The organism is Streptomyces sp. NPDC014870 (assembly GCF_043081505.1).
Taxonomy (GTDB): Bacteria; Actinomycetota; Actinomycetes; order Streptomycetales; family Streptomycetaceae; genus Streptomyces.
This window is the reverse complement of the sequence record NZ_JBIBWQ010000004.1, coordinates 278,836-295,660: the sequence shown is the minus strand read 5'-3', so window position 1 is coordinate 295,660 and position 16,825 is coordinate 278,836. Positions and strand designations below refer to the sequence as shown.

General features: G+C 73.1%; 17 protein-coding genes and 1 riboswitch. Of the genes, 10 read left to right on the top strand and 7 right to left on the bottom strand.

Annotated elements, in window-relative coordinates:
- Positions 1-49: 49 nt before the first annotated feature.
- Positions 50-520, bottom strand: a complete 471-nt coding sequence (locus ACF09C_RS13840; protein WP_392091693.1) for an SAV_6107 family HEPN domain-containing protein — start codon at positions 518-520, stop codon at positions 50-52.
- A gap of 167 nt (positions 521-687) precedes the next feature.
- Between ACF09C_RS13840 and ACF09C_RS13835 the strand changes: the two genes are divergently transcribed.
- The 5 genes from ACF09C_RS13835 (at position 688) to ACF09C_RS13815 (ending at position 6,776) form a co-directional block, all read left to right on the top strand.
- Complete coding sequence (locus ACF09C_RS13835; protein WP_392091692.1) at positions 688-1,620, top strand: ATP-binding cassette domain-containing protein; 933 nt, start codon at positions 688-690, stop codon at positions 1,618-1,620.
- The gene (locus ACF09C_RS13830; protein WP_392091691.1) at positions 1,592-3,679 is read left to right on the top strand and encodes a YhgE/Pip family protein; all 2,088 of its coding nucleotides are present in this window, start codon (positions 1,592-1,594) and stop codon (positions 3,677-3,679) included. Before ACF09C_RS13835 ends, ACF09C_RS13830 begins: the two co-directional genes overlap by 29 nt.
- A gap of 29 nt (positions 3,680-3,708) precedes the next feature.
- Complete coding sequence (locus tag ACF09C_RS13825; protein WP_392091690.1) at positions 3,709-4,317, top strand: TetR/AcrR family transcriptional regulator; 609 nt, start codon at positions 3,709-3,711, stop codon at positions 4,315-4,317.
- A gap of 309 nt (positions 4,318-4,626) precedes the next feature.
- On the top strand, positions 4,627-5,250 hold the full coding sequence (locus ACF09C_RS13820; protein WP_392091689.1) for a DUF4126 domain-containing protein: 624 nt from the start codon (positions 4,627-4,629) through the stop codon (positions 5,248-5,250).
- Between the two features lie 86 nt (positions 5,251-5,336).
- Positions 5,337-6,776, top strand: a complete 1,440-nt coding sequence (locus ACF09C_RS13815; protein WP_392091688.1) for a phytoene desaturase family protein — start codon at positions 5,337-5,339, stop codon at positions 6,774-6,776.
- Between the two features lie 15 nt (positions 6,777-6,791).
- Here ACF09C_RS13815 and ACF09C_RS13810 read toward each other — a convergent pair whose 3' ends face one another.
- From ACF09C_RS13810 to ACF09C_RS13785, 6 genes are all read right to left on the bottom strand, one after another.
- Positions 6,792-7,643 (bottom strand): hypothetical protein, encoded by an 852-nt coding sequence (locus tag ACF09C_RS13810; RefSeq protein WP_392091687.1) that lies wholly within the window; start codon positions 7,641-7,643, stop codon positions 6,792-6,794.
- A 51-nt stretch (positions 7,644-7,694) separates the two neighbouring features.
- Positions 7,695-8,612 carry a methylenetetrahydrofolate reductase [NAD(P)H] gene (gene metF / locus ACF09C_RS13805; protein ID WP_392091686.1) on the bottom strand — a complete coding sequence of 306 codons (918 nt, stop codon included), beginning with the start codon at positions 8,610-8,612 and terminating at the stop codon, positions 7,695-7,697.
- Positions 8,613-8,733: 121 nt separating this feature from the next.
- Positions 8,734-9,384, bottom strand: coding sequence for a thiamine phosphate synthase (thiE, locus tag ACF09C_RS13800; protein WP_392091685.1), 651 nt, complete (start codon positions 9,382-9,384; stop codon positions 8,734-8,736).
- 90 nt (positions 9,385-9,474) lie between these two features.
- On the bottom strand, positions 9,475-9,840 hold the full coding sequence (locus ACF09C_RS13795; RefSeq protein ID WP_352191823.1) for an Rv2175c family DNA-binding protein: 366 nt from the start codon (positions 9,838-9,840) through the stop codon (positions 9,475-9,477).
- A 77-nt stretch (positions 9,841-9,917) separates the two neighbouring features.
- Positions 9,918-11,081 (bottom strand): NAD(P)/FAD-dependent oxidoreductase, encoded by a 1,164-nt coding sequence (locus ACF09C_RS13790; RefSeq protein ID WP_392092002.1) that lies wholly within the window; start codon positions 11,079-11,081, stop codon positions 9,918-9,920.
- 79 nt (positions 11,082-11,160) lie between these two features.
- The gene (locus tag ACF09C_RS13785) at positions 11,161-11,502 is read right to left on the bottom strand and encodes a hypothetical protein (protein WP_392091684.1); all 342 of its coding nucleotides are present in this window, start codon (positions 11,500-11,502) and stop codon (positions 11,161-11,163) included.
- A gap of 54 nt (positions 11,503-11,556) precedes the next feature.
- Positions 11,557-11,669, top strand: a riboswitch (TPP riboswitch).
- Between ACF09C_RS13785 and thiO the strand changes: the two genes are divergently transcribed.
- The 5 genes from thiO to ACF09C_RS13760 all read left to right on the top strand — a co-directional run bounded on the left by thiO (position 11,667) and on the right by ACF09C_RS13760 (position 16,753).
- Positions 11,667-12,833, top strand: a complete 1,167-nt coding sequence (thiO, locus tag ACF09C_RS13780) for a glycine oxidase ThiO (protein ID WP_392091683.1) — start codon at positions 11,667-11,669, stop codon at positions 12,831-12,833. Its footprint overlaps the riboswitch before it by 3 nt.
- The gene (gene thiS / locus ACF09C_RS13775; protein WP_362419712.1) at positions 12,830-13,045 is read left to right on the top strand and encodes a sulfur carrier protein ThiS; all 216 of its coding nucleotides are present in this window, start codon (positions 12,830-12,832) and stop codon (positions 13,043-13,045) included. The genes thiO and thiS overlap by 4 nt, the downstream gene beginning before the upstream one ends.
- Before the next feature lie 5 nt (positions 13,046-13,050).
- On the top strand, positions 13,051-13,845 hold the full coding sequence (locus tag ACF09C_RS13770; protein ID WP_392091682.1) for a thiazole synthase: 795 nt from the start codon (positions 13,051-13,053) through the stop codon (positions 13,843-13,845).
- A gap of 100 nt (positions 13,846-13,945) precedes the next feature.
- Positions 13,946-15,895, top strand: coding sequence for a Stk1 family PASTA domain-containing Ser/Thr kinase (gene pknB / locus ACF09C_RS13765; RefSeq protein WP_392091681.1), 1,950 nt, complete (start codon positions 13,946-13,948; stop codon positions 15,893-15,895).
- A 6-nt stretch (positions 15,896-15,901) separates the two neighbouring features.
- On the top strand, positions 15,902-16,753 hold the full coding sequence (locus tag ACF09C_RS13760; protein WP_392091680.1) for a deoxyribonuclease IV: 852 nt from the start codon (positions 15,902-15,904) through the stop codon (positions 16,751-16,753).
- The last annotated feature ends 72 nt before the right edge of the window (positions 16,754-16,825 follow it).

Here is a 16,825-nt window from a genome sequence, read left to right as displayed (position 1 = left end):
ACGCCTCCCACCCTATGGCCTCGCGCGCGGTCCCCCGCTCAACCGGCCCTCACCCGGTGGCCTCCCCGGCTTCGCGTCGGCGGGGCAGTACGGGCTGGAGGACGAGGAGGCGCTCGACAAGGCGCAGGAACATCTCGGCGTCCCGGACGAGGTCGTCGGCGTCCCTCGGGGTCGCCGCGCCCGGGATGCCCGCCTCGGCCCGCGCGCGGCGGGCGGCGCCGGAGGCGAACAGGGCGCTCCACTCGGTGAGCTCGGGCGCTATCTCGGGCAGCACCTCCCAGGCGCTGCGGATCCGGGTCCTCTTGCGGGGGTTGGCCTCGGGCCGGCCGCGGACGGCGAGCACGGCGGCGGCGGTGCGCAGGGCCGCGAGGTGGGCGGTGGCGTACCGCTCGTTGGGCCGGTCGAGGCTCACGGCCTCGTCGAGTCCGGCGCGGGCCTGGGCGAGCAGATCGAGGGCGGCGGGCGGCGCGGTCTGGCGGCGCAGCACGGGGTGGACGGCGGCTGCGGAGGAGCTGTTCATGACGTGCCTCCTGTCGTCGTGTGACGGCTCGGTGTCCGTATGTGTCCATCCTGAAGGCCACCACTGACAATCACGCTGACCTGCGGTTTTGCCGAGATCGCCGATCCAGGGGTAAGTTTTTGCACTGACTGGTCAGTTCAAAAGTGGGGAAAGTGGGGGGTGGACCGGTGGATGCGAAGCCGGAGGAGCCGCACGGCGCCGCCGTCGTCACGGACGGATTCGGGCTGAAGGGGCCGCGCGGCTGGGTCTTCCGCGAGGTGTCCTTCCGGGCCGAACCCGGTGCGCTCGTCGCGATCGAGGGCCCGTCGGGATCGGGCCGCACCTGCCTGCTGCTCGCGCTGACCGGCCGGATGAAGCCCCAGGAGGGGCACGCCGAGGTCGCCGGGCTCCCGCTGCCCCGCCGGATGGCCGCCGTGCGCCGGATCAGCGCGCTCGGCCCGGTGCCCGGGGTCAGCGATCTCGACCCCGCCCTCACCGTCGCCGAGCACCTGCGCGAGCGCGCCCTGCTGCAGCGCCGCTACGACGGCGCCGTCCGGGCCCTGCTCCTGCCGCCGGCCGAGCGCGCCGCCGCCACGAAGGCACGGATCGAGGCGGCCCTGGAGGCCTCCGGGCTCGACCTGGACGCGCTGCCGAAGGCCGAGCGGACCTCCGTACGCGACCTGGAGCGGCTCGAGGCCCTGCGGCTGTCCGTGGCCCTGGCCCTGATCGGCCGCCCCCGGCTGCTCGCCCTCGACGACACCGACCTCAAGCTCTCGGCCGCCGACCGCGCCGAGGCGTGGAAGCTCCTCCGCTCGATCGCAGACGCGGGCACGACCGTGCTCGCGGTGTGCAGCGAGGCCCCCGAGGACGCCCTGACGATCACCACGGCACCGCGAGCGGCGGACGCCACGGCGGCCGAGGAAGCCCCGGAGAGCGCCGCCGAAGACTCCGGCGCGGACGAGACCGCCGCCGCCGAGGACTCCGACGCGGAAGACGCGGAAGACGCCGAGGACGCGGCAGACGCCGAAGAGGCGGCAGACGCGGCAGGCGCCGAACACACCGACGAAGACACGACCGATGAGGGGGAAGCCGATGCGCTCGCCGAGGCTCGCCGCGCTTGAGCTGAAGCGGTTCGGCAGGGGGAAGCTGCCGCGCGCCGCGCTCGTCGCGATCCTGCTGCTGCCGCTGCTGTACGGCGCGCTGTACCTCTGGTCCTTCTGGGACCCGTACAGCAGGCTCGACCGGATACCCGTCGCGCTCGTCAACGAGGACAAGGGCGCCACCGCCGACGGCAAGAAGATCACCGCGGGCGCCGACATCACCGAGTCCCTGCTGGACAGCAAGGTCTTCGAGTGGCACCAGGTCAGTGACGCCGAGGCGCGAGAGGGCGTGGAGGACGGGACGTACTACCTCTCGCTGACCATGCCCGGCGACTTCAGCTCCCGGATCGCCTCCAGCTCGGGCGACTCGCCCGAGACCGGCGCCCTGCAGGTGCGGACGAACGACGCCAACAACTACATCGTCGGGCAGATCTCGCGGACCGTCTTCTCCGAGGTCCGCACCGCCGCCTCGACGAAGTCCTCGCGCTCCTTCCTCGACAAGATCTTCATCTCCTTCTCGGACATCCACGAGGCCACCGCGGAGGCGGCCAAGGGCGCGGGTGACGTCAAGGACGGCGTGGACAAGGCCAAGAAGGGCTCCAAGGACCTGGCCGACGGGCTGAAGGACGCCAAGACCGGCAGCGGAAACCTGGCCGGCGGTCTGAAGAAGCTCGACGAGGGCGCGGGCCGCCTCGAGACCGGCTCCCGGCAGGTGGCCGCCGGTACGAAGGAACTCGCCGACAAGGTCAACGGGTCGGCCGCCAAGGTCCGCCCGTACCTGAAGGACAACGGCAAGGCGATCGGCGACACCGCCCGGCTGGTCGGCGACGCGGCCACGGCGGTCCGCAACGACCTGGCCGACGTGGTCCGGCGCGCCCCGCTCGCCCGGAGCGCCGCCCACCTGGCCGACGACAAGCTGGAGGCGCTCCACAAGAAGAGCTGCGTGGACGCGCTGCTGCCCGACGCCAAGGCCTGCGAGGTCCTCAAGGAGGCCAAGGTCTCGGCGAACGACGTGGCGAAGATCGCCGACGACCTGCACGAGCTGACCAAGGACAGCGACGGCGACCTGAAGAAGCTGGACGCACGGCTCGCCGACGTCCAGAAGCACTCCGCCGAGGTGGTCAAGGCCGCCCCGCACCTGGACGACGACCTCGAAGGCGCCGTCAAGAAGATCAACAAGCTGAACGAGGGCGCCCAGAAGGTCGCCAAGGGCGCCGACGAGCTCCACACGGGCCTGACCAGCGCCAAGGGCGGTTCGGCGAGCCTCGACACCGGCGTCGGCAAGCTCAAGAAGGGCGCCGGCGACCTCGACGGCGGTCTGTTCAAGCTGGCCGACGGCTCGGGCGAGCTGGCCACCGGCCTGAAGGACGGGGTCACCAAGATCCCCGACTACGACAAGGACGAGCGCGACCGGCGTACGGAGGTCATGGCGGACCCCGTCGAACTGGCCTCCCAGTCGCTCCACAAGGCGCCCAACTACGGCACCGGTTTCGCCCCGTACTTCATCCCGCTCTCCCTCTGGGTCGGCGCGATGGTGGCGTACATGCTCATCCAGCCGCTGAACCGGCGCGCGCTCGCCGCCGGGGCCTCCGCCTGGCGGATCGCGCTGGCCGGCTGGCTGCCCGTCGCGGCCATCGGGCTGCTGCAGGTCGCCGCGCTGATGTCGGTCCTGCACTGGGGTCTCGGCCTGCAGATGGCGAGGGCCGCCGGGACGGTCGGCTTCCTCGCCCTGGTGACCTGCTGCTTCGCCGCGATCATCCAGTGGCTCAACGCCCGCTTCGGCGCGGCGGGCCGGATCCTGGTGCTCGCCGTGCTGATGCTCCAGCTGACCTCGGCGGGCGGCACGTACCCGGTGCAGACCAGCCCCGGCTTCTTCAACGCCATCCACCCCTTCCTGCCGATGAGCTACGTGGTCGAGTCGCTGCGCCGGCTGATCTCGGGCGGCGGGATCGGACCGGTGTGGCAGGCGTGCGCGGTGCTCGCCGCGTTCACGCTCGGGGCACTCGCCCTGACGGCCGTCTCGGCCCGGCGCAAGCAGGTCTGGACGCTCGACCGGCTGCACCCCGATCTGAGCCTGTGAGACACCCGGAACCTGTGAGAATCGAGCCCATGGACAGCAGCAGCACCAGACGCCAGGCCACGCGCGCGAAGCTCTACGAGGCCGCCGTCACCCTCATCGCCGAGCAGGGGTTCTCGGCGACGACCGTGGACGAGATCGCGGAGCGCGCGGGGGTCGCCAAGGGCACGGTCTACTACAACTTCAAGAGCAAGACCGAGCTCTTCGAGGAGCTGCTGCGGCACGGCGTCGGCCTGCTCACCGCCTCCCTCCGGGAGGCGGCCGAGGAGACGGAGCGACAGGGCGGCAAGCGGGTCGACGCGCTCGACGCGATGATCCGGGCGGGCCTCGTCTTCATCGACCGCTACCCGGCCTTCACCCAGCTGTACGTGGCCGAGCTCTGGCGCACCAACCGGGCCTGGAACTCGACGCTCCTGGTGGTCCGCCAGCAGGCGGTCGCGGTGGTGGAGGACGTCCTGCGGCAGGGCGTCGAGGAGGGCGAGCTGAGCGCGGAGATCGACATCCCGCTCACGGCGGCGGCCCTGGTCGGGATGGTCCTGGTGGCCGCGCTCGACTGGCAGGCCTTCCAGCGGGAGCGCTCGCTGGACGACGTCCACAGCGCCCTGTCCCGGCTGCTCCACGGGCGCGTGAGCGGGCGTTAGCCACCCGGCGGGGCACAACCCCGCACGGCACACGACGGACGGCACACGACGAACGGCGAGGCTCGATCCCCCCGAGCCTCGCCGTTCGCGTTTCCTGCACCCCCGTGCACCCCCGTGGTACCCCCGTACCCCGTGCACCCCCGTGCCGGCAGGCGCGCGGCCCCGTTCCGCCACCCCGTGTCGGCGGTCCCGGAGCCGCGCCCCTTCCGTGGACACCACTCTCTCGTCCAAGCAGGTCGGAGCCCATCCGCATCCCTACTCATCTCGACACCTAGGTACGGATACTCAGAGCTGGTTACGATCGCGGACGTGTCCGTACTCCCCCTGGTCTTCACCAGCGGCTGGGCGAGCGGGATCAACGCGTACGCGGTGGTCCTGCTGCTCGGCGTCTTCGGCGCGACCGGTCTCACCGACGAGGTGCCCGAGTCGCTGCAGCGCACCGACGTCCTGATCGCCGCCGGGGTGCTGTTCCTCTGCGAGGCGGTGGCGGACAAGATCCCGTACGTCGACTCCGTCTGGGACTCCGTGCACACGGTGATCCGGCCGGTGGCCGGGGCCGTGGTCGGCGCGCTGCTGGCCGGGCAGTCCGGTTCGCTCTCCGACCTGGCGGCGGGCGCCGTCGGCGGTTCGACCGCCCTGATGAGCCACTTCGTCAAGGCCGGGACGCGGATGGCGATCAACACCTCGCCGGAACCGTTCTCCAACATCGCCGTGAGCACCGCGGAGGACCTGGGCGTCGCCGGGATCATCACCTTCGCCATGTTCAACCCCGAGGCGGCGGCGATCATCGCGGCCGTCCTGCTCCTGCTCGGGCTGGTCATACTCTTCTTCCTCGCCCACAGCATCCGCCGCTTCCTGCGGCGCAGGGCACAGCGCCGGGAGGAACGCCGGCTGGCCGCCGCCGAGCCCCGGAGCCCGGTCCCACCCGACTGACCGAGGCCGACCGGCGTGGACCCGGCCGAGGCCGACCGGCCGGGGCGCGAACGGGGCTGTCGGTGGCGGCCGATAGGGTCCCTGACATGGCACGGATTGTGGTGATCGGCGCCGGGATGGGCGCCATGGCGGCGGCCGCCCGGCTGGCCGTGGCGGGCCACCGGGTGACGGTGTACGAGCGCGGCGGGACGTACGGCGGTGCCGTGCGCCGCTTCGAGCGGGACGGGTTCGGCTTCGACACGGGACCCGGCCTGCTGCACCTCCCGGCGGTCTACCGCGATCTGTTCGTCAAGACCGGCAAGGAGCCCCTGGAGGAGCTCGTCGAGCTGACCCAGGTCGACCCGGCGAGCCGTCATGTCTTCGCCGACGGCACGCGCGTGGACCTGCCGAACGCCTCGCGGGCCGGCACGGTCTCCGCGCTCGACGCGGCGCTCGGCGCGGGCGCGGGCGCGGGCGAGCGGTGGGGCGACTTCCTGGTCCGGGCCCGTGAGGCCTGGGACCGCACCCGCCGCCCCCTCCTGGAGGAGCCGCAGGCCGCCGACACCGCGCCGCTGGCGCGGGAGCCCTACCCGGCGCTCAAGGCGGGCCTGTTGCGGCGGCCCACGACCACGCTGGCGCAGATCGGCGCGCGGGAGCTGCGCGACCCCCGGCTCGTCGCCCTCCTCGACTCGTACGCGTGGGCGTACGGCTTCGATCCGGGCAGCGCCCCCGCATCGGCGGCCGTCCTGCCGTACATGGAGCAGACCTTCGGGAGCTGGTACGTGCGCGGGGGCATCCGGGCCCTGGCCGACGCGGTGTACCAGCGGTGCCTGAAGCGGCGGGTGGAGTTCGTCTTCGACACCGCGGTCACGGGGATCGTGGAGAAGGACGGCCGGGCGGCGGGGGTCGAGTTGGCCGGGGGCGAGATCGTGACCGCCGACCACGTGGTCGCGGGGGCGCCGGTGCCCGCGCTCTACGGCGAGCAGGTCGTCGGCTGGGAGCGCCAGGACGACTGGCCGTCGTACCAGACGGACACGACGGGCCGGCTGACGGTCTGTCTGGCCCTGCGCGGGGCGCGCGAGCCGGGCGCCGCGCACCGCACGGTGGTCCACGGGGCCGGGGACCGGCCGACGGTGACCGTGCTGCGGCCCGACGACCCGGCACTGCGCCCCGACGCGGACCACGAGTCGGTGACGCTCTCCGCGACAGTGCGCCCGCACGCCGACCACGACTGGTCGGCGCTCGCCGGGCAACTGGTCGCGGCGGCGGAGGCGGCCGTGCCGGACCTCCGCGAGCGGCTGCTCTGGCAGGAGCTCCGCACCCCCGAGGACACCCGGCGCGAGACGGGCGCCGCCGAGGTCCCCGGGCCCGCCCTCGCGGGCGGCCGGGGCCGGTACCTCCCGGCGGCCAACCGCTCCGCGCTGCCGGGCCTGTACTTCGCGGGCGGCTGGTCGCACCCGGGCGGCGGGCTCGCCCACGCCGGCATGTCGGGCGCGCTGGTCGCCGGCCTGATCGTGGAGGGCGACGACTTCCGCGGCTCGCAGTAGGAGCGCCGAGGCGCCTCAGTACCGGTACTGCTGCTGGTCGTTGTCGTAGCCGTAGTACTCCTGGCCCTGCTGCGGCGGCGGGGCGGGCTGCTCGCCGTCCCGCTGCTGCGGCACCCACACCCCGCCGGGCGGCGTGTCGTAGGCGTACGAGGGCGCGTACGGGTCCGCGTAGGACTGCTGGCCGCCGGTGCCGTAGTCGTACGCGGCGTACTGCTGGCCGTCCGTGCCCGGGCCGATGTACGGGTCGGAGTAGGCGGCGTACTGCTGTTGGCCGCCGCCGTAGTCGTAGGAGGGCTGCTGGCCGTACCCCGGGTGCTGCTCGTAGCCGCCGTAGCCGCCGTCGTATCCCCCGTAGGAGTGCTGCGGGGTCTCGGAGTGGGCCTGCGCGTGGTCGTACGCGGGGGTGTAGACGCCGTACTGGCCGGTGTCCTCGGGCATCGGCTGGGGCTCGTAGACGGCCGTCGTCTCGGCCTGCGACTCGGCGGGGGCCCCACCGTCGTGCGACCCGGCGTACGCGGGGTCGACCGGCTCGTAGGAGAGGTCGCTGACCTCCAGCGTGGGGCCGGCCGCCTCGGCCGGCGGGCCGGACTTGCGGCGGCGGCTCGCGCCGGGGCTGCCGCCGATCGCCCAGCCGGTGGAGAAGCCGCGCCGGAAGGAGAGCGTCACATAGGTCTGGCCGACGGCGAAGGCCACCGCGCCCACGATGATCACCGCGACGGACGGCATCAGCACACCGAGGACGACCCCGAGGAAGCCGCAGAAGGCGAGCACGCGCCAGCGCAGCCTCGCCTTGTACTGCAGGAGCACCTCACCCAGCAGCCACAACGCGACGACACCGAACGCGATGTAGAGGACCGTCCACCCCATGCCCGCCCCTCTCCTACGGCCACCGCCGCGGGTCTGGGGCGGGTACGCCGTTCACGACTGCACGTGCAGTCCGAGATTCTCGTAGATCTCCAGCGTCGCGGTGGAGGTGTTCAGCGTGATGAAGTGCAGTCCGGGGACACCCTCGGAGAGCAGACGCGCGCAGAACTCCGTCGCGAACTCGATGCCAATGGAGCGTACAGCGGCTGGATCGTCCTTGACGGCGAGGATGCGGTCTTTCACATCCGACGGGAAGGCAGCGTTGCTCAGCTGGGGCAGCCGGTCGAGGGTCTTCACGTTAACAACGGGCATGACTTCAGGGATGATCGGCGTCTCGCAGCCGGCCTTCACCACGCTGTCGCGCATCCGCAGATAGTTCTCGGGATCGAAGAACATCTGGGTGATGGCGTAGTCCGCCCCGGCCCGGCACTTGTCCACGAAGTGACGAATGTCCGTGTCCCAGTCGGTGGACCGCGGGTGCATCTCCGGGAAGGCGGCGACGCCCACGCAGAAGTCGCCGGACTCCTTGATCAGCCGCACGAGGTCGGCCGCGTACCGGACGCCCTCCGGGTGCTCGACCCACTCCCCCAGCGGGTCGCCCGGCGGGTCGCCGCGCAGCGCGAGCATGTTGCGGATGCCGGCGTCGGCGTACTGGCCGAGCACGTTGCGCAGCTCGGCCACCGAGTGGTCGACGGCGGTGAGGTGGGCGACGGGGGTGAGGGTGGTGTCCCCGGCGATCTTCTGGGTGGCCTTGACGGTGCCGCCACGCGTGGAACCGCCGGCCCCGTAGGTCACGGAGACGAAGCTCGGGCCGACCGCCTCGACGCGGCGCAGGGCGTTCCAGAGGCTCCGCTCGCCCTTCTCCGTCCGGGGCGCGAAGAACTCGAACGAGTACGACGGCTTGCCGGACTCGAGGATCTCGCGGACCGTGCGTGCGCGGTCCGAGCGGGTGGAAGCGGTACCTAGGGCCATACCGGCAGGTTAGACGGGGTGCTGCGGCCGACGAAGCGGTGTCCGAGTCGTGGACACCTTTTTGGACAGCGTTCGGACAGGGTTTCCCTGACGCCCATCGGGGCGCCACGGGAGGTCTGCGCTACGCGGAGCGCTCGCGGACGCGCTTGGCCAGGCGGGCCGCGGCCGCGGCCGGGTCGTCGGCCTCGGTGATCGCGCGGACGACGACGATGCGGCGGGCGCCCGCCTCCAGGACCTCGTCGAGGGTGGACTCGTCGATGCCGCCGATGGCGAACCAGGGGCGGTCCTGCTCCAGGGCGGCCGTGTACCGCACCAGGTCGAGGCCGGGGGCGTACCGCCCGGGCTTGGTGGGGGTGGGCCAGCAGGGGCCGGTGCAGAAGTAGTCCACGCCCGGCTCGGCGGCGGCCGCGTCCACCTCGGACTCGGCGTGGCAGGACCGGCCGACGAGGACGTCCTCACCGAGGATCCGCCGGGCGGCGGGCACGGGCAGGTCGCCCTGGCCCAGGTGCAGCACGTCGGAGCCGATGGCGTGGGCGACGTCGGCCCGGTCGTTCACCGCGAGGAGCTTGCCGTGCCGGCGGCAGGCCTCGGCGAAGACGGCGAGGTGCTCCAGCTCCTCGCCGGCCTCCATGCCCTTGTCGCGGAGCTGAACGATGTCCACACCGGAGGAGAGTACGGCGTCGAGGAAGGCGGGCAGGTCCCCCTGGCGCTTGCGGGCGTCCGTGCAGAGGTAGAGCCGGGCGTCGGCGAGCTGCGCGCGAGGCGTGGACATGGGTGGTTCCCCCCGTCGGGTGCGGCGGTCCGAGGGGGCCGGGCGGGCCCGGCCCCCAGGGCCTCCTGTGGTGTCTTCGGTGCGTGTGCGTCAGACGGCGAGCGCCTGGGCGCGGCGCTTCACCTCCGTGCCGCGATTCTCGCTGAGGGCCTGCGCGGGCGTGCCCGGCAGGGTCGGGTCGGGAGTGAAGAGCCACTCCAGCATCTCTTCGTCGCTGAAGCCGTCGTCCTTCAGGAGGGTCAGGGTCCCGGAGAGGCCCTTGACCACCTTGTCGCCGTCGATGAAGGCGGCGGGCACCTGGAGCGCCTTGTTCTCGCCGCGTCGTACGGCGATGAGCTGGCCCTCCTTGACCAGCTGCCGCACGCGCGTCACCTCGACATCGAGCATTTCCGCGATGTCGGGGAGGTAGAGCCAGGCGGGGACGAGAGCATCGGTCTTTGCGTCAATCTCGGTCACGGGAACAAGCCTGCCATCCCGGGCTGACAGTCGGTAGTCGGGCCGGGGCCGTCCGGCGGATCGGAGCAGGTCGGCCCTCAGACGACCGCCGCCTTCAGGGGGACGGACGGGTCGGCGGCGCGCTCCGGGTCGAGGCGTCCGCCGGACTCGATCAGCTTGCGGCCCTGGGCCAGGTCGCGGGGGCGGCCGACGGCGAGCAGGGCGACGAGGACGCCGTCGTCGAGCCAGAGGACGGACCAGGAGGCGTCGGCCGGGTCGCCGCGACGGACCAGCGCGGCGGCCGAGCCGTGGTGGCCGGCGTACTGCACGAAGCGGCCGAACTGCTCGGACCAGAAGTACGGGACCGGGTCGTAGGCCTGCGGGGCCTCGCCGATGATGTCGGCCGCGACGGTCCGGGGGCCCTGGAGGGCGTTGTCCCAGTGGTGGACGAGGAGGCGGGCGCCGTAGCGGGCGGAGGGGAAGGAGGCGCAGTCGCCGACGGCGTACACGTCGGGCAGGGAGGTGCGGAGCCGGTCGTCGGCGGTGACGGAGCCGTCCGCGCCGAGGGCGATGCCGGAGCCGGTGAGCCAGCGGGTGGCGGGCCGGGCGCCGATGCCGACGACGACCGCGTCCGCGGGCAGCCGCCGGCCGTCGGCCAGGACGACCGTGCCGGGTTCGACGGAGTCCACGCGCGCGTGGGTGAGGAGTTCGGCGCCGCTCTCCTCGTACCAGCGCGCCATCGGGGCGGCGACCTCGGGGGGCAGCGCTCCGGCGAGCGGGTGCTCGGCGGCCTCGACGACGGTGACGGCGCATCCCGCCTCGCGCGCGGCGGTGGCGAACTCGGCGCCGATCCAGCCGGCGCCGACGACCACGATGTCGTGGCGGCGCTCCAGGACGGGCTTGAGCCGGGCCGCGTCGTCCAGGGTGCGCAGCAGGTGGACCCCGGGCACGCCCTCGGTGCCGGGCAGGGTGACCGGTTCGGCGCCGGTGGCGAGGACCAGGACGTCGTACCGGACGGGTCCGGCCTCCGTGTCGATCTCGTGGTCGTCGGCGCGCAGGCCGGTCACGTCGAGGCCGAGCCGCAGCTCGATGGAGAGCGCCTCGAAGTCGACGTCGAAGGCCGAGTCCTCGGCCTTGCCGAGGAGGACCGCCTTGGACAGGGGCGGGCGGTCGTAGGGCTGGTGGGGCTCGGCGCCGATGAGGGTGACCGGTCCGGTGAAGCCCTGTTCGCGCAGGGCGACGGCGGTCTGCACCCCCGCCATCCCGGCGCCCACGACGACGACGCGCTGCTCTTCCCGCTTCTGCTCGCTCACTCGATCACCTTAACTATCTGACGCACCGTCAGGAAGACAGCTGCTCCACGACGCTGGTGCCGGAGCCCTCCTGGGACTCCCATGCCCAGCTCTCCTCCAGTCGAACGCGTCCGTCCGGCAGCTCCACCACGAGGGAGACGCAATGCCCGGAAGAGGTCGTTCCGTCCCGCTTCAACTGCACGTACCGGAAGTCGAGCCGGTCCCCCGCGCGCGTGCCGACGAGGTTCCCCCGCACCACGTCACCGCCCGCGTACTCGGCCCAGATCCTGCCGTCCTCCTCGTGGTACGTGAACCTGGTACGCGTCCCGACCTGGCCGGGGGCCTGGTCGGCGACGGGGGCGAGGACGAGGCCGTCGAGAGATCGAGCCACGAGTGAGGCTCCCTTACTGGGCGTCGGGGGCTGGGGTTAGGCTGACCGTCAACGTAGAGCACTCGCGGGAGCCCGGACGCACCGGGCTGAGAGGGAGGCTGGCCGGCCTCCGACCGTACGAACCTGATCCGGGTCATGCCGGCGAAGGGAGGGGCTGGACGCCCATGTCGCGTACACGCAGCACCCCGGACGTTCTCGTCGTCGGGGGCGGCATCATCGGCCTGGTCACGGCCTGGCGGTCCGCGCAGCGCGGACTGTCCACGGCGGTCGTGGACCCCGAACCGGGCGGCGGGGCCGCCCGGGTGGCGGCCGGGATGCTCGCCGCCGTCACCGAACTCCACTACGGCGAGGAGACCCTGCTCGCCCTCAACCTCGCCTCCGCGCAGCGCTACCCCGCGTTCGTCGCCGAACTCCAGGAGGCCACCGGACACGATGTCGGCTACCGCGCCTGCGGCACGCTGGCCGTCGCGCTCGACGCCGACGACCGGGCGCATCTGCGGGAGCTGCACGCCCTCCAGATCCGCTCCGGCCTGGAGTCGGAGTGGCTCAGCGGGCGCGACTGCCGCCGTCTTGAGCCGATGTTGGCTCCGGGCGTGCGCGGCGGACTACGCGTCGACGGGGACCACCAGGTCGATCCGCGCCGGCTCGCCGCCGCGCTCGTCACCGCCTGCGAGCGGGCCGGGGTGGTCTTCCACCGGAGCCTCGCCGCGAGCCTGACGGTGGTGCGGGACCGCGCCACGGGCGTGACCCTCGCCGACGGCTCCGCCCTGGAGGCGGACCAGGTCGTGCTGGCCGCCGGCAGCCTCAGCGGCCGGCTCGCGGGCGTCCCGCCGGAGGTCCTGCCGCCCGTCCGTCCCGTCAAGGGACAGGTGCTCCGGCTCACCGTGCCGCCCGCGTTCGCGCCGTTCCTGTCCCGGACCGTCCGGGCGGTCGTGCGCGGCAGCCACGTCTACCTGGTGCCGCGCGAGAACGGAGAGCTGGTCGTCGGCGCGACCAGCGAGGAGCTGGGCTGGGACACCACCGTCACGGCGGGCGGGGTGTACGAGCTGCTCCGCGACGCCCACGAACTCGTCCCCGGCCTCACCGAGCTGCCGCTCACCGAGACCCTGGCCGGCCTGCGTCCCGGGTCGCCCGACAACGCGCCGCTGCTCGGCCCGACCGCGCTCGACGGCCTGCGGCTGGCCACCGGGCACTACCGCAACGGTGTCCTGCTCACCCCGGTCACCGGTGACGTCATGGCCGCGTTCCTCACCACCGGCGTGCTTCCGGACGAGGCCCGCCCCTTCACCCCCCGCCGCTTCTCCCCCGTACGACAGGAGCAGCCCGCATGACCGCCCCGCAGACCACCGTCTCCGTCAACGGCGAGGCGCGCGTCCTCGCCGCGCCCACCACCCTCGACGCCCTGGTCACCACGTTGACGGCGGCGCCCACCGGCGTCGCGGCGGCCGTCAACGAGACCGTCGTACCCCGCAGCCAGTGGTCCGCGACCGTCCTCGGCGAGGGCGACCGGGTCGAGGTCCTCACCGCCGTACAGGGAGGCTGACCGCCATGTCCGACGACACTTTCCTCCTCGGCGGTACGGAGTTCTCCTCCCGGCTGATCCTCGGCACGGGCGGCGCCCCGAGCCTGGAGATCCTCGAACGCTCCCTCGCCGTCAGCGGCACCGAGCTGACCACCGTCGCCATGCGGCGGCTCGACCCGACCGTGCGCGGCTCGGTCCTCTCCGTCCTGGAGAAGCTCTCGATCCGCGTCCTGCCGAACACGGCGGGCTGCTACACGGCGGGCGAGGCGATCCTGACCGCGCGGCTCGCCCGTGAGGCGCTCGGCACCGACTGGATCAAGCTGGAGGTCATCGCCGACGAGCGGACCCTGCTGCCGGACCCGGTGGAGACCCTCGACGCGGCAGAGACGCTGGTCGACGACGGCTTCATCGTCCTGCCGTACACCAACGACGACCCGGTCCTCGCACGCAAGCTGGAGGACGTGGGGTGCGCGGCGGTCATGCCGCTGGGCTCCCCGATCGGCTCCGGGCTCGGCATCCGCAATCCGCACAACTTCGAGCTGATCGTCGACCGCGCGGGCGTCCCGGTGATCCTGGACGCGGGCGCGGGCACGGCCTCGGACGTCGCGCTGGCCATGGAGCTGGGCTGCTCGGCGGTCATGCTCGCCTCCGCGGTGACCCGGGCGCAGGATCCGGTGCTGATGGCGGAGGGGATGCGGCACGCGGTGGAGGCGGGCAGGCTCGCCCACCGGGCGGGCCGGATCCCGCGCCGGCACTTCGCCGAGGCCACCTCCCCCACGGACGGACGCGCGGTCCTGGACCCGGAACGCCCGGCGTTCTGAACCGCCCCCGGCGTGCGGAGCCCGTGCGTCGCGTCACAGGTGTGCTGCGGTCGAGCCGGTGGGGACCGGGGTGTCCCTCCCGGCTCGTAAACTCGGGGCCGTGGACACGACCCTTCAGGACCCCCTCGTCGGGCAGCTGCTCGACGGCCGCTACCGCGTCGACGCGCGCATCGCCGTCGGCGGGATGGCCACGGTCTACCGGGCCGTGGACACCCGCCTCGACCGGGTGCTCGCGCTCAAGGTGATGCACCCGGCCCTCGCCACCGACGCCGCGTTCGTCGAGCGGTTCATCCGCGAGGCCAAGTCCGTCGCGCGGCTCGCCCACCCCAACGTGGTGGGGGTCTTCGACCAGGGAGCGGACGGCGCGTACGTCTATCTGGCCATGGAGTACGTCGCCGGGTGCACCCTGCGCGACGTACTGCGCGAGCGCGGGGCGCTCCAGCCGCGCGCCGCGCTGGACATCCTGGAGCCGGTGCTCGCCGCCCTCGGCGCCGCGCACCGGGCCGGGTTCGTGCACCGGGACATGAAGCCGGAGAACGTCCTGATAGGGGACGACGGCCGGGTGAAGGTCGCCGACTTCGGTCTCGTACGGGCGGTCGGCTCGGCCACGAACACCACGGGATCGGTGCTGGGCACCGTCTCGTACCTGGCGCCGGAGCAGATCGAGCACGGCACGGCGGACACCCGCGCCGACGTCTACGCCTGCGGTGTCGTGCTGTACGAGATGCTGACCGGCTCCAAGCCGCACACCGGGGACACCCCCGCCCAGGTCCTCTTCCAGCACCTGAACACCGACGTCCCGGCCCCCTCGGCGGCCGTGCCCGGCCTCGCCCTCGAACTGGACGAGCTGGTGGCGACGGCCACCGCCCGCAACCCCGAGGTCCGCCCGCACGACGCCGTCACGCTCCTCGCGCTCGCCCGGGAGGCCCGCGCGGCCCTCGGGGACGCGCAGCTGGACGCCGTACCGCCGCAGGCGCACGCCGAGGACCGTTCGGGCTCGGAGGACCGGACCAGCGTGATCCCCCGGGTCGCGCCCGCGTCCGCCCTGCCCGCGGACGACGTGCAGCACACCAGCCGACTCACGATGCCCCCGCCGGACCTCGCGCCGGCGGGCGGCCGGTCCGGGAGCCGGGCCGAGCGCCGCCGGGACCGTTTCACGGGCCGGCCCCGCGGACCGCTCCTGGTCGTCGCGGCCGTCCTGCTCGCGCTGGGGATCGGCGGAGGTGTCTGGTACATCAATTCCGGCCAGTTCACGCGCGTCCCGGCCGTGCTCGGCCAGACCGAGGCGAAGGCGACCAAGCGGCTCACGGACGCGGGGCTCGACGTCGGCGCGACGAAGCGGGCGTTCAGCGACGTGTACGAGCGCGGCACGGTCATGGCCACCGACCCCGCCTCCGGCCAGCGGATCCGCGGCAACGGCACGGTCACGCTCACCATCTCCCGCGGCCCGGAGATCGTGAAGGTCCCCCGGCTCAAGGGCGTCCCGCTGGCGGAGGCCAAGCGGCTGCTCGCCGAGGAGGGCCTCGCGGTCGGCGTGACGACGACCGCTTTCAGCCAGGACGTGGCACAGGGCGCCGTGATCAGCTCCGACCCGGAGCCCGGCACCGAGCGGAGCCCCGACTCGGCCGTGGCGCTCGTGGTCAGCAAGGGCCGCCCGATCGACGTGCCCGACGTGGCCGGCGACTCGGTGGCCGACGCCACGGACACGCTCCGCGAGGCCGGGCTCAAGGTGGAGATCGCGAGCGAGCAGATCCACTCCGACGAGGAGGCCGGCACGGTCGCGGCCCAGTCGCTCGCGGAGGGCAGCCGGGCCGCGAAGGGCGACCGGATCGTCCTCACGGTCTCCAAGGGGCCGCGGATGATCGAGGTCCCGGACGTGACCGGCGAGTCGACGGACTCCGCGCGCGCGAAGCTGGAGGGGGCGGGCTTCGAGGTGAAGGTCGAGAAGACCTTCCCGTTCCTCGGCGACACGGTCTCCGGCCAGTCGGTCGAGGGCGGCTCCACGGCCCCCGAGGGCTCCACCGTCACCATCACGATCAAGGGACTGTAGAAACACATGCGCAACCCCGTCGGCGGTCATGTCCCCGTGGCCGGCGGTCTCGCCACGGTCGGTCTCGGCTACGCCCGTGAACTGGGCGCGGAGACGGTCCAGGTCTTCGTCGCCAACCCGCGCGGCTGGGCCACGCCCGTGGGCAATCCGGCGCAGGACGAGCTGTTCCGCGCCGGGTGCGAGGCCGAGTCGCTGTCGGCCTGGGTCCACGCCCCGTACCTGATCAACTTCGGCTCCCACACCGAGGCGACCGTCGAGAAGTCGGTGGAGTCGCTCCGGCACTCGCTGCGCCGGGGCCGCGCGATCGGGGCGAAGGGCGTGGTGGTGCACACCGGCTCGGCGACGGGCGGCCGTCCGCGCGCGGAGGCGCTGGCGCAGGTACGGGAGCGGATGCGGCCGCTGCTCGACGAGCTGACGCACCCGGACGACCCCTTCCTGCTCCTGGAGTCGACGGCCGGCCAGGGCTTCTCGCTCTGCTCGCGCGCCGAGGACTTCGGCCCGTACTTCGACGCCCTCGACCACCACCCGAAGCTCGGGATCTGCCTCGACACCTGCCACATCTTCGCGGCGGGCCACGACCTGACCGGCCCCCACGGCATGACGCAGACGCTCGACCAGCTGGTGGCGACCGTGGGCGAGGGCCGGCTGAAGCTGATCCACGCCAACGACTCCAAGGACGTCGTCGGCGCGCACAAGGACCGGCACGCGAACATCGGCGCAGGGCACATCGGCGAGGACCCGTTCCGCGCGCTGATGCGGCACCACGCGACCGACGGGGTGCCGCTGATCATCGAGACGCCTGGCGGGAAGGAAGGCCACACCGCGGATGTGGAGCGGCTGAAGAAGCTCCGGGGCTGAGATTCCCGTTGAGGAATACCCCTAGGGGGTATACGGTTCCTGTGTACGCAGCAGGAACCGCCCACGGTCATT

What these genes read in the sequence shown, in the direction of transcription:
- ACF09C_RS13840 (WP_392091693.1), bottom strand. Translation starts at nt 520, where the DNA reads ATGAACAGCTCCTCCGCAGCCGCCGTCCACCCCGTGCTGCGCCGCCAG.
- ACF09C_RS13830 (WP_392091691.1), top strand. Translation starts at nt 1,592, where the DNA reads ATGCGCTCGCCGAGGCTCGCCGCGCTTGAGCTGAAGCGGTTCGGCAGG.
- ACF09C_RS13825 (WP_392091690.1), top strand. Translation starts at nt 3,709, where the DNA reads ATGGACAGCAGCAGCACCAGACGCCAGGCCACGCGCGCGAAGCTCTAC.
- ACF09C_RS13815 (WP_392091688.1), top strand. Translation starts at nt 5,337, where the DNA reads ATGGCACGGATTGTGGTGATCGGCGCCGGGATGGGCGCCATGGCGGCG.
- ACF09C_RS13810 (WP_392091687.1), bottom strand. Translation starts at nt 7,643, where the DNA reads ATGGGGTGGACGGTCCTCTACATCGCGTTCGGTGTCGTCGCGTTGTGG.
- metF (WP_392091686.1), bottom strand. Translation starts at nt 8,612, where the DNA reads ATGGCCCTAGGTACCGCTTCCACCCGCTCGGACCGCGCACGCACGGTC.
- thiE (WP_392091685.1), bottom strand. Translation starts at nt 9,384, where the DNA reads ATGTCCACGCCTCGCGCGCAGCTCGCCGACGCCCGGCTCTACCTCTGC.
- ACF09C_RS13790 (WP_392092002.1), bottom strand. Translation starts at nt 11,081, where the DNA reads ATGGCGGGGGTGCAGACCGCCGTCGCCCTGCGCGAACAGGGCTTCACC.
- thiO (WP_392091683.1), top strand. Translation starts at nt 11,667, where the DNA reads ATGTCGCGTACACGCAGCACCCCGGACGTTCTCGTCGTCGGGGGCGGC.
- thiS (WP_362419712.1), top strand. Translation starts at nt 12,830, where the DNA reads ATGACCGCCCCGCAGACCACCGTCTCCGTCAACGGCGAGGCGCGCGTC.
- ACF09C_RS13770 (WP_392091682.1), top strand. Translation starts at nt 13,051, where the DNA reads ATGTCCGACGACACTTTCCTCCTCGGCGGTACGGAGTTCTCCTCCCGG.
- ACF09C_RS13760 (WP_392091680.1), top strand. Translation starts at nt 15,902, where the DNA reads ATGCGCAACCCCGTCGGCGGTCATGTCCCCGTGGCCGGCGGTCTCGCC.